The organism is Fictibacillus phosphorivorans (genome assembly GCF_001629705.1).
Classification (GTDB): Bacteria; Bacillota; Bacilli; order Bacillales; family Fictibacillaceae; genus Fictibacillus; species Fictibacillus phosphorivorans_A.
The window spans coordinates 3,061,553-3,076,630 of sequence record NZ_CP015378.1; the positions used below are offsets into that span (position 1 = coordinate 3,061,553).

The window sequence follows — 15,078 nt, forward strand, 5'->3', positions numbered from 1 at the left end:
TATCCGACAGCTATGTAATGCTATTATCATACGATAAAGTAGTAAAGTAGGCAACGAATAGAGACATGTTTCACCATTTATTCATACATTAAAAAAAGAAGTAAATAAAATGCACCTATTTTACTTATTTTTGGCTAAAATAGGCAGAATCATACACTTTTTCAGAGTTGTTGTTCCTATACAAAAAAACCGGCCGCATTTGTTACAAAAGCTGACCGGTTCTTTATTTCTTACACCATCTGATTTAGTTTAAGAAAACGAGAAGAAACAAGTTCTTCAACAAATTCTTGAAATTCCTCGATGTTCATCTGCTGTGCAGCATCCGATAAAGCTACGGCTGGGTCTGGATGTACTTCTGCCATTACTCCGTCCGCTCCGATGGCAAAAGCAGCCTTTGCTGCTGGAAGGAGCAAATCTTTTCTACCGGTTGAATGTGTTACATCTACAAACACAGGCAGATGTGTTTCTTGTTTTAATATAGGAACAGCCGTAATATCCAATGTGTTTCGCGTTGCTCGTTCATACGTTCTGATACCTCTTTCACACAGGATAATCTGTCCGTTTCCTTGGGACATGATATATTCCGCGGAGTTAATGAACTCATCGAGTGTTGCAGCAAGACCCCTTTTTAATAGGACAGGCTTATTGAGCCTTCCAGCTGCTTTTAATAGCTCATAGTTCTGCATGTTTCTAGCACCAATTTGAATGATGTCTAAATACTCACATGCCATTTCTAAGTCTTGTGGATGCACAATTTCACTGATGACCGCACAATTGTATTCATCTGCTACTCTTTTCAGAATCTGAAGTCCTTCCAAGCCTAAACCTTGGAAATCATAAGGTGACGTTCGAGGTTTGAACGCTCCTCCTCGCAAAAGCTTTATGCCATTCTTCGTAACAGCATCGGCTACTAAAGCGGTTTGTTCATAACTCTCTACAGCACATGGTCCAGCAATCAATATTGGATTACCGTTGCCAATCTCCTGACCTTTAATAGAAATCACCGTGTCTTCAGGTCTCTGTTTTCTCGAGACTAGGAGTTCTTTTTTGTGATTCACTTCTTGTAGTTCAAGACCTGCCTTAAATATCTCTTTAAAAAGATGGTGAAGCGTGCTCGTTTCAAAGGGTCCTTCGTTCTCTGATGAAACGAGATCTAACATATGTCTTTCTCTTACAGGATCGTACTTCTTCATACCTTGATCGGATTTGATCTTACCGATTCGCTGAACAAGTTCACCTCGTTTGTTGATCAACGCTAATAATTCTTTATTTACTTCATCAAGCTCGGTTCGTAACGTACTTAACTCTATATGATTCATAAATGAGCACCTCAGTATTTATATAATGTAAGAAATATGATACATTTCTAATAATTAGGACGTTAATAAGACTACCTATACATCTATCGTAACAAAAAGAGGTGCCTTCGTGGACAAAAATCTTTTATTCGCACTAGATATCGGAACACGTTCCGTTGTCGGTATGATTTTAAAACAACATGAAAACGGAAAGTATGAGATTTTACATAAAAAAATGATCGAACATGAAGAGCGTTCTATGCTTGATGGTCAGATTCACCATATCCCAGCTGTTGCCAGAGTGATCAGAACGATAAAGAATGAGCTCGAACTTGAAGTAGGTCAACTTACAAAGGTTTGCGTTGCAGCTGCAGGACGAGCTCTTAAGACCGTGAAAGGTCGTTCTGAAAAAGACCTTTCACTTGGTGATATCTCTTCACAGGAAGAAGTAATCCATATGGAACTTGCAGCCGTTCAACAAGCTCAATTTCAGTTGGCTAGCTTATTAGATGAAAGCTCCAATTTACTCTATGACTGTGTTGGATATTCTGTCCTTCATTACTATCTAGATGAGCATGAGATCGGAAGCTTTATCGGTCAGCAAGGTAACAGAGCTAGTGTGGAAGTAATCGCTACTTTCTTACCAAGAGTCGTTGTTGACTCTTTAATGAAAGCTCTAGACGAAGCAGGACTTGAGATGGAAGCTCTAACGCTAGAACCAATCGCAGCCATCAATGTACTGATCCCGCCATCTATGAGGAAGTTAAATGTAGCTCTTGTAGATATAGGAGCTGGTACTTCAGATATCGCGATTACCGCACAAGGAACAGTTATTGCTTATGGGATGGTTCCGATTGCAGGTGATGAAATTACAGAAGCCGTCAGTTCTGCCTTTTTGCTAGATTTTCCTGTAGCTGAACAACTTAAACGTTCGTTAACAGAAAAGACAGTTGTAACTTATACAGATATCTTAGGGTTTCCATCCCAAAAAGACACATCTGAAGTGATCTTGACGATCGATCATTCGATAGAAATTTTAGCGGATGGAATTACAAAAGAAATTCTTCGGTTGAACGCAAAAGCACCACAGGCGATCATGCTTGTGGGAGGTGGCAGCCTAACCCCACAATTACGTGAGAAGGTGGCTGAAAAGCTTAATCTACCTATTGAACGCGTAGCGATTCGAGGTCTGAATGCTATACAAACATTGATCCCTTCATTAAAAGAAGAAGGTCCTGAACTCGTAACCCCTGTAGGAATTGGGATTGCTGCTAAAGAAAATCCCGTTAAATATGTAACGGTTTCTGTGAATGGAAAAACCATACGCTTATTTCAGGTAAAAAAACTTACGATTGGTGATGCTTTGATCGCCGGAGGAGCTGACCTTTCAAAACTTTACGGTAAACCAGGAATGGGATTGATGGTCCGATTGAATGGTGCAGTGAAGATGTTTAAAGGAAAGATTGGTTCAGCCCCATCTATTGAAATGAATGGTGTTCCTTGTACGCTTTCAGACGAAGTCTTAGAGGGAGCAACCATTCATTATGAAGCAGGGCATAACGGGAATGACGCTGAGATCTCGATTCGGGAGGCTTTTGATGATCATTCTGTTAAAACGTTATGGGTTAACGGCAAAGAGGAGACGTTTGAAACTCATTATTATATTAATGAACAACGTGTAAGCTTAAATACGTTCATACGTGATAGAGATGATTGTTATTATCGATTCCCTTCAACCCTTTCGGATATATTTGATCTAAAAGGATGGAATCCCGAAACGAAACGTTCTCATTTTACTATTTTTGTAGATGGTAAGGCTCTTGCCCTTCCGACGAAGCTCACTGATTTGGTGCACCTGAACGATCAAAGTGTTCATCAACATACATCATGGAACGATGGAGATCGATTAGTATATCAACGCGTGGAAGAAGAACAAGTAACTTTAAAACTTATAACAGATGCCCTTGACCTAAATCTGCATCAGTCATGTACGGTTATTTTTAACGAAGAAGAACTAACTCTTGTCCGGCCACTCTATAGCTTTTACCGAGAAGAGGAGAAACTTCGTATGGATTCTGTTCTTCATGCTCAGGAAAGGCTTGTGATGAAGAAAACCGATCAACAACCGTTTATTTTTCAGGATGTTTTTACAAAAGTAGAACTTACACTTCAACCAAAGCCTGGCGAGAGCTTGATTCTTTTAAAGAATGGTGAAAAGGCCGGCTTTCAAACCGACATTCAAACAGGTGATGAGCTCCTATTAAAATTTGAAGTACTTGTTTAAAAACGAAGAAAAAAGCGTAGCCATTTGCTACGCTTTTGTTTTTTCATTCGCTTGTGCAAGCTTTTTATTCGTGATGTTCCAATGTGAATCGTGCCAAACCACGTTATTCCCATCGAAGATTAGGACTTGAGGAGATTCATGCTTCACTCCTGTTTGCTCTGCAATCGCATTGCTCAATGATCTTGCATCTTGAACGTTCAAATAATATAACGTTTCATTTTCGTTATCCGCTGCAAACTTTTGAAATTCTTTAAAAGCTTCATGACTGACAGGGCAAGTTGTGCTGTTCTTCATGAGAATAATACGATTTCTTTGCTCTTTTACTAAATTCCAATCTTGTTCATTTTGTAGTTGAATAAGTGACATAGCGATTTCTACCTCCATTATAAAAAGAAAAGAAAAAGAAACAAGTTCTTTTTCTTATCTTTTCATATTCATACAATACTTATCAATATTTTTGCTCTACTAATTCCTGTTCATTTGCAGGATCATAATCCAATTGACCTTCTTCTTGGATATCGTCTGTAATTTCGCCATATAGTTCAGACGCATTTTCTTCTTCTTTCGCGCGCCACTTATCGATATCTTTGCGAAGGTTTGAAGTAAGATCTTTTACCTTTGTCGCAACTTGATTCGATTGCTCAGACACTGTCTTCACAATGTTTGAGGATTTTTCACGAGCCAAATGAGAGATCTCGTTACTTTTATCCTTTAAATAAACCGCTTGTTCATTCAGATCGCTTCGCAATTCTTTCCCTGCTTTCGGCGCTAATAATAGCGCTGCAGCAGCTCCTAACATACCACCAACAAGTGCACCGATAATAAAATCTTTGCTATCAATGTTCTGATTGTTGTTGTTGCTCATTTAGACTCCTCCTCTGGAATATTGTCTTTGTGTTGTTTCAACATTGGATTTTTTGAGTTTATACTTTTCCCATAAATTCAATGCTGCATTTCCCCATTGAACCGCTTGCGATATTTGCTTAGACTGTCGCTCTGTTTCAACCGTAATCTGGTCTGTTACTTTGCGGACAGATTGGTTCACCTTTTGAACGGATTGACCGAAATCTTGAACGGCAGAGAACACGTTGTTAAGTGAATCTGATTTCTTTTGAACATCCTCGGCTAACTGGTTTGTTTTATGTAGCAAATCGGTTGTCTCGCGCGTTACGCCATCTAATTGCTTCTCTAGACTTTCTAGCGTTACCGCGACATGATTGAGGGTGATTTGTAGTGATTTCAAAGCACCTGATAAAAAATAAACGAGTACGACAAATGCAACTGCGACTAGTGCTACACTGATTGAGATAATGATATCCATTATTCGAGACACCTCCTGAAAGTATATTATTGCTTTTTCCCGAGTTTTAATCAAAGGAAACGTGTTTTTTAATAGTATTCTTTGCCATCTCATTAAAATCCTTTTATAGAACATTACAAATTGTTTAAATTAAGTTAAAATAAAGAAGATATCAAATATATAGGGGGCTTTTTCAACATGAGAGATCCAAGAATTCAACAACTAGCAAAAAACTTGATTACATATTCGGTTAATCTGCAAAAAGGTGAAAAAGTATTAATTGAAAACTTTGGGCTACAAAAGGAGCTTGTAAACGCACTTGTTCAAGAAGCATATGCTGCTGGCGGTTTTCCTTTCGTGTTACTAAAAGATCATTCTGTAATGCGCGCTCAATACACTCAAGCTTCTGAAGAGCAAATGGAGATCATCGCGAAACACGAAGGTGAACTTATGAATCAGATGGATGCTTATATCGGTCTTCGTTCTGGTGACAACATCAACGAAATGTCTGATGTTCCTTCTGAAAAGATGGCGCTTTATGAAAAAACAATCTTTGCGATGCACCGTAAGATTCGTATCAAAAAGACAAAATGGTGTGTGCTTCGCTATCCAAACGCATCTATGGCACAATCTGCGAGCATGAGCACAGAAGCGTTCGAAGATTTTTACTTTGAAGTATGTAACCTTGATTATGGAAAAATGGATGATGCGATGACTGCGTTAAAAGATCTTATGGATAAGACGGATAAAGTTCGCATCACTGGTCCTGGAACAGATCTTTCGTTTTCGATCAAAGATATTCCATCCATTAAATGTTCAGGACAAAACAACATACCAGATGGCGAAGTGTTTACGGCTCCAGTAAAAGATTCAGTAAACGGAACGATCTCGTATAACACGCCATCTCCATACAACGGCTTTACGTTCGAAAATGTACAGTTAACGTTTGAGAACGGTAAGATCGTAAAAGCGACAGCGAACGATTCTGAACGCATCAACAAGATTTTTGATACAGATGAAGGTTCTCGTTATGTAGGTGAATTTGCGATCGGTGTTAATCCGTTCATCAAGCATCCGATGAAAGATATTCTTTTCGATGAGAAGATTGACGGCAGCTTCCACTTCACGCCTGGTCAAGCTTATGAAGAGGCTTACAATGGTAACGAATCAAACATCCATTGGGATATGGTTATGATTCAACGTCCTGATTACGGTGGCGGAGAGATTTTCTTTGATGACGTGTTGATTCGTAAAGATGGCGTTTTCGTACTGCCTGAATTAGAGCAATTGAATCCTGAGAATTTAAAGTAATACTTGTAGAAAAGCTCATGTAAGTAGTTGATTTCCGTTCCAGGATGCTCGCTTTCCGGGGGGCGTGCGGTGAGCCTCCTAGCGCTCTACGCTGTTAGGAGTCTCACCTGTCCCGCTGATCCCCCAGGAGTCTCCCACCTTGCACTACAATCAACTTATCAATGAAGCATAAGCCTTCGCAGGTATAAACTTTCACGAATTAATCAAAAGAAAATACAAAAAAAGACTTGCCAGCCGGCAAGTCTTTTTTATTATGGTTTTGCAGTCAGTGTTTCTTCATATGCTCTTTGGAACTTTTGAATATCTCCAGCACCCATGAACAATAAAACACCGTCTTTGTATTTTTTTAGTACATCCACTTTATCTTCTGTAATCAATTGTGCGTTAGGAATTTTTTCTATCAAATTCTCGATGGAAAGATTACCAGCATTCTCTCTTGCAGAACCAAAAATATCACACAGGTAAACATGATCTGCTTCACTTAGGCTTGCTGCAAATTCATCTAAGAACGTCTTTGTTCGTGTAAACGTATGTGGTTGGAAGATCGCTACCACTTCGCGATTCTTATACTTATATTTCGTTGCTTCAATCGTTACTTTAATCTCTGTCGGATGATGAGCATAGTCATCAATCAAGATTTGATCGCCAACAGATTTTTCTGAGAAACGTCTTTTAACACCTGTAAAGCTCTTCAATTGCTCTTTAATGATATCCATAGGTAATGTTTCATAATGACAGATCGCAATGACTGCCAGTGCGTTCAATACGTTATGTGTACCGTACCCTGGGATCTGGAAGGTCCCATAGAACGTGTTGCGGACAAATACATCAAACGTTGTTCCTTCATCACCACGATTTACATTCTTGGCTTGGAAATCATTATGATCACCAAAACCATAGAATACAACTGGCACTTGTGCATGAATCTCTTGAAGATTTGCATCATCACCACAGGCGATGATCGCCTTTTTAACTTGCATCGCCATCGCTTGGAATGCACTGATCACATCTTTTAAATCAGAAAAATAATCAGGATGATCAAAATCAATGTTTGTGATAATCGCGTAATCCGGATTATAAGATAAGAAATGTCTGCGATATTCACATGCTTCAAACACAAAGTATTCGCTGCCTTTGCTTCCTTTACCCGTTCCATCACCGATTAGATAAGAAGTAGGCTTCGCTGCACCAACTACATGTGCTAATAAACCTGTTGTTGACGTTTTTCCGTGCGATCCTGTAACTGCAATCGATGTAAAGTTAGACAGATACTCTCCAAGAAAATGGTGATATCTATGAATAGGTATATTTTTTTCATTTGCCGCTTGAATCTCTTCATGCTGTTCGCCAAAAGCATTACCCGCGATAATCGTTTGACCTTCTTCAACGTTTTTCTTGTCAAACGGTAAAACCGGGATGTTTTTTTCTTCAAGTGCTGTTTGAGTAAAAATAAATTGTTCAATATCAGAACCTTGAACATCATGACCATTGTCATGAAGAATTTGTGCCAACGGGCTCATTCCTGTCCCTTTAATTCCAATAAAATGGTATTTTGTCATGTATAGCCCTCCACAAAAAGAACACCTTCTAAAAGGCCTATTTGTATTATTATATGCCTGCTGTCTGAAACGGTTATTTATGCACAGTCAGGCTTGATTCGGAATACTTGAACCATTATAGCAAAGTTGTTGTCCAATCACCATGATAGACAAATGATAAAAGTCTAATAGAGCTTTTTATCTATTTTAACCAAACTTCTCCAAAAAATAATGATAGCTGCTATTCCACTAACTCTAATCTTGGATTATGGCGATAGATTCTTCCTGCTTTTGCTTGATGCTGTTCATTCATCATCACATTATCACCAGTAAATCCAATATTGATCTTTAGTAGATTACTACCTACCCCATAAATATCTACAGGTACTTTTTGTTCTTCAAACTGCTCGATTCTCTCTTTCGTAAATCCACCGCTAACAACGATTTTAACATGATGGAAACCTTCTTCATCTAACGCTTTTCGAAGTGCAAAAATCAGTTCTGGATTTACACCTCTAGGATCAAACGACCCTAGTACATCAGGGTTTCTAAAGAAATATTGATCGACCATCGTTCGTGAAGTATCAACCCTTACCCCTTTTAACGTTTCTCCAAACTCTCTCGCTACTTTTAAAGCATCTGTTATCACGTCATTGTTATAGTCAACGAGTGAGATCAAGTCGTCTTCAGGGTATTTCGCATGATAAGCTTTTGTAGCTTCAACAATATCGCCATTAAAGATTTGAATAAGAGCATGTGGCATCGTACCCATACCTTGTTTGCCCCACCATTCATTCATCGCATGTGTAGCCTGAGCGGTTGAACCACCAATATAAGATGCATAACCATCGCCAGCTTGTTGTGCAAAATGATCATCTCGGTCGCCCATAAAGATGACCGGCTTCTGTACGCCTGATTTACTTGCAGCTTTTACAACATTATAAACATTCGTAGCTACCGACGTTCTTCTGGCTAGAATTCCATCGATCATTCCTTCTAAGAAACCAAAGTTTTGATACGGCCCCTTAATCGTTAACACCGTTTCAAAAGGAGAGATTTTGTCTCCATCTTTTAAAGAATGAATCTCAAGAGAGTCAACATCCTTAGCAAATGTTTTAATAAGAGCAATCGCTTCATCTGAACCGCACAAGACAGCGTCACTTTTTTGAAAGAACTGCATCGTCACGATATTATCAGGTTTAAAAGATTCTACAATCTCACATGTTTTAAGAAAATAAACAGCAGAGAACCAACCTTCTCTGATCCGTTCGTCAAATTTAAATGTTTTATTCGTGAGCCGCTTGATTTTTCCTTGCAGCTTTAATTCTATTTCTTTCATTACTTTACTCCTCATGACTTTTTCCAAGGTAAAAAGAAGGGAACTATTCCCCACACTATAATAGCGAACAAGGCACAATAACTCAAGAAAATCATTTAACAGATACCTTAAGGTCTTATCACAGACTGCGTAAAATCGGAAATTTGCCGATAAAAAGGTTTATTCCCCGATAATCTGTTTCTTGCCGGTATCCTATAATTCTAATAATGAAGTATTTCTATAAATCACGAAAAAAAAGAGCCGTTGCAGGGCGTCCCCTGCAACAAGCTCTTTCTCACCTTACTCTACACCACTATATAAACGATTCTCTAGTTCTTCTTGTGTAAGAAGAACGTGTCTTGGTTTACTTCCCATCGTTTCAGAGACAAGGCCGAAACTTTCCATCATGTCTACTAATCTTGCCGCTCGGTTATAACCGATTCTAAATCTGCGCTGCAAGCTAGAAGAAGATGCTGCCCCTACTTCAATAACGTAGTAACAAGCTTCTTCAAAGAGCTCGTCTTCTACTTCTGTGGTTTGCTGATGCTGAATCAGTTCTTCACGAGTAAAAAGATATTCTGTCTGATACTCTTCTTTTACGTAACGTGTCACTTCTTCAATTTCTTCATCAGATACGAACGTTCCTTGAATACGGACAGCTTTGTTCGAGCCATTCTCCATAAAGAGCATATCGCCTCGTCCTAATAACCGTTCTGCACCACTCATATCTAGAATGGTTCGTGAATCAATCGCGGACGAAACTGCGAATGCTGTACGAGTTGGCACATTAGCTTTGATCAATCCCGTGATAACATCTACTGATGGACGCTGTGTTGCGAGAAGAAGATGAATACCGCATGCTCTTGCTTTTTGAGCGATTCGACATATTGCTTCTTCCACTTCTTGTGGTGATACCATCATAAGGTCAGCCAATTCATCAATGACTACAACAATGTACGGCATCTTGTTTTTATAATGTTGCTCTTCTTCCATCTTTTGATTGTATCTTTTTATCTCTCGTACACCTGTTTTTGCAAACTCTTCATAACGACGTTCCATTTCCTCAACTGCCCATTTTAAAGCAGCTGTTGCTTCTTTTGCATCTGTGATAACAGGTGTCACTAGGTGCGGAATATGATTATATGGTGCGAGTTCGACCATCTTAGGATCGACGAGCAACAATCTCACATCTTCTGGCTTTGCTTTATAAAGCAAACTTACAAGTATAGAGTTGATACAAACGCTCTTTCCTGATCCCGTCGCTCCTGCAATAAGTCCGTGCGGCATCTTTTGAAGATCTGTCACTACAGGTGCTCCTGAAATGTCTAGACCGAGGGCCACCGTCAAGGAAGATGATGAATCTTTGAACACATCATCTTCAATGATTTCCCGTAAATAAACAGCTCTGCTATGCTGGTTAGGCACTTCGATACCGATCGCATTCTTTCCTGGAATCGGCGCTTCAATTCTTATGTCGCGAGCAGCCAAGCTAAGTTTTATGTCATCTGTAAGGTTAGTGATCTTGTTTACCTTTACGCCTGGTGCAGGCTGAACTTCAAAACGTGTAACTGCAGGACCCTTTGTCATGTGAACCACTTTTGCATTCACATTAAAGTTATCTAATGTTGATTGTAATGTTTCCTTTTGTTCGTTTAACCAAAGATCATCATCTTCGAGTGAGATCTTTGTTTTATTCAATAAAGACAAAGGTACGTATAACTGATTTTGAACAGCTTCAGCGCGTTGATGAATATTTAACTCTGTTCTTGGTGTTTGTCTGCTTTCTGATTTTTGAAATTCTGGTTTTGAAACAGGACGCGTTAATGATTTCCTGTCTTTTTTTAGCATCAGCACATTGAAAGGAACGAACTGCCCGCCACTTTTTGGAGTTTCCTTCTTCGGCTGTGTTTGTTCAATAACTATATTTTCTTGTTCTTGCTTATCTTCAACAAAACTCGGAGTTAACTCTTGAACAAGTTCTGTTTCAGTTCTTTCGGTGCGTTCTTCAGCCACTTCTGATACATCAACAGGTTCAAGCATTTGATTTTGTTTTTCCGTATTTAAAGAGTGATCCTCATCAACTTCTTTTGACACATACACGTCTTCGGATTCAACAATCATTTCAAGCGACTCACTATGCTTTTCTTCTTTCACTATATCGCGATCCATGTTTATTGCTTCATCTTTGACTGGTATCTGCTTTTGATCAACTAAACCATGATTTGGTTCCTGCAAATAACTAGTCTCACTTTCGACCTCTTGTGGAACCATCAAGTTATCTTTGGTTGGTGTAGGGAGAACTTCTTCAACGGTCTTTAAAAGTTCTTCTGTCACAGAGTCCTTTGCTGGAATATCTCTGCCGATAAACAAGATACCTTCTGGCTTTCTCTTTCCATATCCGTATACAGGAGAAGGAACGTCTGTAGGTGTAAACCTCGATTTCACCTCAGGAGTAGTTTCCTTTTGTTCAGGCTTACTTTTCGCATCATTTTTATTTCTTCTCTCGTATCCGTAAACAGGTGATGGAACGTTTGATGCTTTGAATGCTTGTCGTCTTGGTTCTTGGTTAAAGCCAGATGTTATCCCTTTGGATCTTCGACTCTCATTTTGAGTAGAACGTTGCTCTCGAACAGGACGTGCTTCTTGGTATGATTTTTCTTCTCTACTTGAGTCTTTATACGATTGTGTCTCATTCTGTGAATATGTATGTCGTTGTGCAACTGGTTTTGCAATCTTTTCATCTGGAATCACAGGAAAACGAAATGGTGCATTCTCTGGATACTTATGCAGCATTTTTGCAGGATGCTGTATATTTGATTGAGACGGTTTCCTTCCATTGCTTGCAAAAGGAGCTGGCTTCGTCTTCTGAGTATTCTCCATTCTTTCAGGGGATTGCTGTTTTTTTACAGATTCTTGACTTCGGGTTCTTTCTTCCTCGTAGTAGGAATCATCTTCATTTTCATCGTCAAAAAACGTGTTCATTAATTTTTTTATCCAACTCATCTTCTCACCTATTTCTGTTGGTTGTTTCTTTATTGTAGCGAAAATAGAAGAGAAACAATAGTCTAAATATTCATCTGAAGCACATGCATGTAAAAGATAAGAAATAAAAACCACTAGATGATCTAGCGGCTTTTATTATCAATCTGTTGTTTCTTCATCTATTGGTTTATTCTTAGCTAAAATAAAGACTGGTTCTAACTCTTTGTTGTCATACATAAATGGTAAAGCTGTAATTGGAACTCGTCCGTTCATAAAAAATTGCATAGCCATCTGAGCCAAAATATCGTATCCTTGCTTATTCTTAATATCTGCAACGATCAGAACATCCTGGTGTGGTATAGCTACTGCCATTTCTCCAGAGATATTCTTCTTCATCTCTTCTAAGAAAGCAATGTTTAAGATTCTGCTCGCATCGTATCCATCGTTATGGTTTAAAAAGAAGAACGTATTTCCTGCAACTTGGTCTTCTTTATGATCTGTTGATAAACGCTTTACATTGAACTTTGCCGCATCAAGTATTTGAGACTTTTCAACCTTTAACTCCTTCATCTTATTATTCGTAAGAAGTTTGTAGGTTTTGCCTAGGTCTAAAGCATAATATATCCTAGTCTCTGCTGTGTGTTCTTGATAAAAAAGCTCTTCTCCTTCTGGCGTTTCCATTGGAAAGGATGCAGAACGAATGACTGGAAAGATGCGTGATAAAGTATTTGAATCTTCACGTTCAGGTGAAACAGCTTTCAATCCTTCTTCTACGTAATACACAAGTTTATCAATAAGCTCATCTTTTTCTTTGGACCAGCGGGCACTAAGCCCTCCAAGAGATAAGGTTACACCCTTACCTGTTACCTTATTTGTGATCCGAAGTGTTTCCTCTTCTCTATCATATGCAAATTCTCGTGTTGGGCTCATCAATTTCTCTTGTAGTGTTTTCTTTAGTTTGATGGAACTACTCATCTATGAATCCTCCTTTCTTAAACAACTGGTTACACGTAACGTGAAAAACCTCCTAATGGAGGTTTTTGTTCACTTACTTGCTGTTCTCTTCTTTATATTCTACTACTACCTCTGTTCCTAGTCCGCCGCGCGCGTTCCAGTTTCCAACTACTTTAATGTACTTTGGCTTAAGTAATTTTACTAGATCTTCCAAAATACGGTTTGTAGCATGTTCTTGGTAGATTCCAACGTTACGATATGAAGTTAGATAATATTTCAGTGACTTCATCTCTACTAAATCTTCATTTGGAATATAGCTGATGATAATATCAGCAAAGTCAGGAAGACCTGACCAAGGACATACAGATGTAAATTCAGTTGTAGGAATCGTTACCATCGTATCTTTCCCTACATATTCATAAGGAATCGTTTCTAATATATCAACGAGGATTACGTTCTCATCTTGGATGTCAAAACGAATCCCTTCATATTTGCTATGGTTTACTTCAACTTTAGCCATCAAATAAACTTCCCTTCACGATAAAAAATCATTTTTTGTTATTATAGCATACTCTTTTGACCTATTTTGAAGGAATGTTAAGCTCTTCTAAAAAAGCAACAATCTGCTCTTTTGTTTTTCTCTCTTTATTTACATATCGCCCGATCTCTTCACCGTCTTTGAACGCTAAGAAGCTAGGAATTCCAAAAATATCAAGCTCCTGACAAAGTTCGATCAGTTCGTCACGATCCACGTAAACAAATTGATAGTTAGCATATTCTTCTTCAATTTCAGGTAGGATCGGTTTGATTACCACACAATCTGGGCACCAGTCTGCAGAAAAAACAGCTATTGTAACATCCTTTTTAATGACTTCTTTAAATTGTTCGATCGATTTTATGTTTTCCATTATCATCGTCTCCTTATTGATTCAGCTTCATATCGCCGAATTTAATGTATCCTTTTTTTCTTAACCATTCTGAAAGTATCAGACTAATAAGGATCGGTCCAATAAAATGCAAAATAAATATAGCAAGAAACGTTTCAAAGGTAAAGCCCATCGTCCTGAGCGTCATAATTTGTCCGACGAGACCACTCGTACCCATCCCAGCTCCAGCTGGGATATTCTCCATCTTGAAATAAAGTGTGCCAATGGGTGCTAATAGGATTCCAGCAACGGTGGGCGGTATTAAGATATATGGATTTTTCACTACATTAGGAAACTGTAGTTTAGAAGTACCGATTCCTTGAGTCAAAAAGCCTCCAAAACCATTTTCCCGATAGGAGCTTGTGGCAAACCCGATCATTTGAGCGGCACAACCTATCGTTGCTGCACCAGCGGCTAGTCCTTCTAGCCCAAGCATCATCGCTATCGCTGCAGATGAAATCGGGCCAGTTAATGCAAATCCTAGCAAGATTGCTACTAAAATCCCCATGATCAGTGGTCTCTGTTCAGTTGACCACATGACAAGTTGTCCAAAGGCCTTCATGAATTGATCGATTCCTGGGCCGATAAATGTGGCAATCGTAAAACCTGTAAAAATCGTAACAGCAGGTGTGATTAAAATATCAAATTTTGTTTCTTCAGATACTAGCTTTCCAGCTTCAACAGCAATTAATGCTGCCACATAACAACCTGCTACACTACCAAGATCCGCTCCGGCAGCACCCGCTATACCTGCTGAAAAAATAACGAGTGGAGGTGCTTTTAACCCGTACGCTACAGCTGTACCAATCACTGGACCCATCAAAGTCATCGCTAATTGTCCCATCTCTATAAAGAATGGAAGAGCTAATTGCTCACCTATCGTCTTTAGGATTAGTCCTACGATAAGTGATGCCATCAATCCTAGTGCAAAATATTGAAACCCCGTAATGAAATACGTTTTGGGTGATAAACTTACCCCTTTTTTATTAAGAAAATCCCTCATTTAAAATGACTCCTTTAGCTGATCTGTTAAACATGTCCCTCAAACATTATAACTTGTTTCAAACTCATGTAAAGACAGGTGTAAAGTTGAATAGTTTTACATACAATTCTTTTTACTTTGAAACTTAAAATAATTCAAAAAAGACCGATAAAATGGCAGGGGGG

General features: G+C 38.8%; 13 protein-coding genes. 2 read left to right on the top strand and 11 right to left on the bottom strand.

Going from position 1 to position 15,078, the window contains the following annotated elements:
• Nucleotides 1–230 precede the first annotated feature (230 nt).
• Nucleotides 231–1,319 carry a bifunctional 3-deoxy-7-phosphoheptulonate synthase/chorismate mutase gene (locus ABE65_RS15755; protein WP_066396865.1) on the bottom strand — a complete coding sequence of 363 codons (1,089 nt, stop codon included), beginning with the start codon at nucleotides 1,317–1,319 and terminating at the stop codon, nucleotides 231–233.
• A gap of 109 nt (nucleotides 1,320–1,428) precedes the next feature.
• Here ABE65_RS15755 and ABE65_RS15760 point away from each other — a divergent pair, with 109 nt between their 5' ends.
• The gene (locus ABE65_RS15760) at nucleotides 1,429–3,582 is read left to right on the top strand and encodes a cell division protein FtsA (RefSeq protein WP_231887813.1); all 2,154 of its coding nucleotides are present in this window, start codon (nucleotides 1,429–1,431) and stop codon (nucleotides 3,580–3,582) included.
• 27 nt (nucleotides 3,583–3,609) lie between these two features.
• On the opposite strand, the gene ytxJ is transcribed toward ABE65_RS15760, so the two are convergent.
• From ytxJ to ABE65_RS15775, 3 genes are all read right to left on the bottom strand, one after another.
• The gene (gene ytxJ / locus ABE65_RS15765) at nucleotides 3,610–3,948 is read right to left on the bottom strand and encodes a bacillithiol system redox-active protein YtxJ (RefSeq protein WP_066396868.1); all 339 of its coding nucleotides are present in this window, start codon (nucleotides 3,946–3,948) and stop codon (nucleotides 3,610–3,612) included.
• 82 nt (nucleotides 3,949–4,030) lie between these two features.
• Entirely contained in the window at nucleotides 4,031–4,447 is a 417-nt protein-coding gene (locus ABE65_RS15770) for a YtxH domain-containing protein (protein WP_066396870.1), read from the bottom strand.
• The gene (locus tag ABE65_RS15775; protein WP_066396872.1) at nucleotides 4,448–4,903 is read right to left on the bottom strand and encodes a DUF948 domain-containing protein; all 456 of its coding nucleotides are present in this window, start codon (nucleotides 4,901–4,903) and stop codon (nucleotides 4,448–4,450) included.
• Between the two features lie 177 nt (nucleotides 4,904–5,080).
• Here ABE65_RS15775 and ABE65_RS15780 point away from each other — a divergent pair, with 177 nt between their 5' ends.
• Nucleotides 5,081–6,193 (top strand): aminopeptidase, encoded by a 1,113-nt coding sequence (locus ABE65_RS15780; RefSeq protein WP_066396874.1) that lies wholly within the window; start codon nucleotides 5,081–5,083, stop codon nucleotides 6,191–6,193.
• 251 nt (nucleotides 6,194–6,444) lie between these two features.
• On the opposite strand, the gene murC is transcribed toward ABE65_RS15780, so the two are convergent.
• The 7 genes from murC to ABE65_RS15815 form a co-directional block, all read right to left on the bottom strand.
• Nucleotides 6,445–7,752 (bottom strand): UDP-N-acetylmuramate--L-alanine ligase, encoded by a 1,308-nt coding sequence (murC, locus tag ABE65_RS15785; protein ID WP_066396877.1) that lies wholly within the window; start codon nucleotides 7,750–7,752, stop codon nucleotides 6,445–6,447.
• A 220-nt stretch (nucleotides 7,753–7,972) separates the two neighbouring features.
• Entirely contained in the window at nucleotides 7,973–9,070 is a 1,098-nt protein-coding gene (locus ABE65_RS15790; RefSeq protein ID WP_066396880.1) for a nicotinate phosphoribosyltransferase, read from the bottom strand.
• Between the two features lie 279 nt (nucleotides 9,071–9,349).
• Nucleotides 9,350–12,052 carry a DNA translocase FtsK gene (locus ABE65_RS15795; protein ID WP_066396888.1) on the bottom strand — a complete coding sequence of 901 codons (2,703 nt, stop codon included), beginning with the start codon at nucleotides 12,050–12,052 and terminating at the stop codon, nucleotides 9,350–9,352.
• Nucleotides 12,053–12,190: 138 nt separating this feature from the next.
• Nucleotides 12,191–13,006, bottom strand: coding sequence for a DUF1444 family protein (locus tag ABE65_RS15800; protein WP_066396890.1), 816 nt, complete (start codon nucleotides 13,004–13,006; stop codon nucleotides 12,191–12,193).
• A gap of 73 nt (nucleotides 13,007–13,079) precedes the next feature.
• Nucleotides 13,080–13,505 (bottom strand): preQ(1) synthase, encoded by a 426-nt coding sequence (gene queF, locus ABE65_RS15805; protein WP_066396893.1) that lies wholly within the window; start codon nucleotides 13,503–13,505, stop codon nucleotides 13,080–13,082.
• Between the two features lie 61 nt (nucleotides 13,506–13,566).
• Nucleotides 13,567–13,893, bottom strand: a complete 327-nt coding sequence (locus ABE65_RS15810; RefSeq protein WP_066396896.1) for a thioredoxin family protein — start codon at nucleotides 13,891–13,893, stop codon at nucleotides 13,567–13,569.
• A 13-nt stretch (nucleotides 13,894–13,906) separates the two neighbouring features.
• Nucleotides 13,907–14,914, bottom strand: a complete 1,008-nt coding sequence (locus ABE65_RS15815; protein WP_066396899.1) for a PTS sugar transporter subunit IIC — start codon at nucleotides 14,912–14,914, stop codon at nucleotides 13,907–13,909.
• Nucleotides 14,915–15,078: the final 164 nt, after the last annotated feature.

Bases quoted from the DNA above. Each gene is read 5' to 3' on its own strand.
- ABE65_RS15755 (WP_066396865.1), bottom strand. From the start codon at position 1,319: ATGAATCATATAGAGTTAAGTACGTTACGAACCGAGCTTGATGAAGTA.
- ytxJ (WP_066396868.1), bottom strand. From the start codon at position 3,948: ATGTCACTTATTCAACTACAAAATGAACAAGATTGGAATTTAGTAAAA.
- ABE65_RS15770 (WP_066396870.1), bottom strand. From the start codon at position 4,447: ATGAGCAACAACAACAATCAGAACATTGATAGCAAAGATTTTATTATC.
- ABE65_RS15775 (WP_066396872.1), bottom strand. From the start codon at position 4,903: ATGGATATCATTATCTCAATCAGTGTAGCACTAGTCGCAGTTGCATTT.
- ABE65_RS15780 (WP_066396874.1), top strand. From the start codon at position 5,081: ATGAGAGATCCAAGAATTCAACAACTAGCAAAAAACTTGATTACATAT.
- murC (WP_066396877.1), bottom strand. From the start codon at position 7,752: ATGACAAAATACCATTTTATTGGAATTAAAGGGACAGGAATGAGCCCG.
- ABE65_RS15790 (WP_066396880.1), bottom strand. From the start codon at position 9,070: ATGAAAGAAATAGAATTAAAGCTGCAAGGAAAAATCAAGCGGCTCACG.
- ABE65_RS15795 (WP_066396888.1), bottom strand. From the start codon at position 12,052: ATGAGTTGGATAAAAAAATTAATGAACACGTTTTTTGACGATGAAAAT.
- ABE65_RS15800 (WP_066396890.1), bottom strand. From the start codon at position 13,006: ATGAGTAGTTCCATCAAACTAAAGAAAACACTACAAGAGAAATTGATG.
- queF (WP_066396893.1), bottom strand. From the start codon at position 13,505: ATGGCTAAAGTTGAAGTAAACCATAGCAAATATGAAGGGATTCGTTTT.
- ABE65_RS15810 (WP_066396896.1), bottom strand. From the start codon at position 13,893: ATGGAAAACATAAAATCGATCGAACAATTTAAAGAAGTCATTAAAAAG.
- ABE65_RS15815 (WP_066396899.1), bottom strand. From the start codon at position 14,914: ATGAGGGATTTTCTTAATAAAAAAGGGGTAAGTTTATCACCCAAAACG.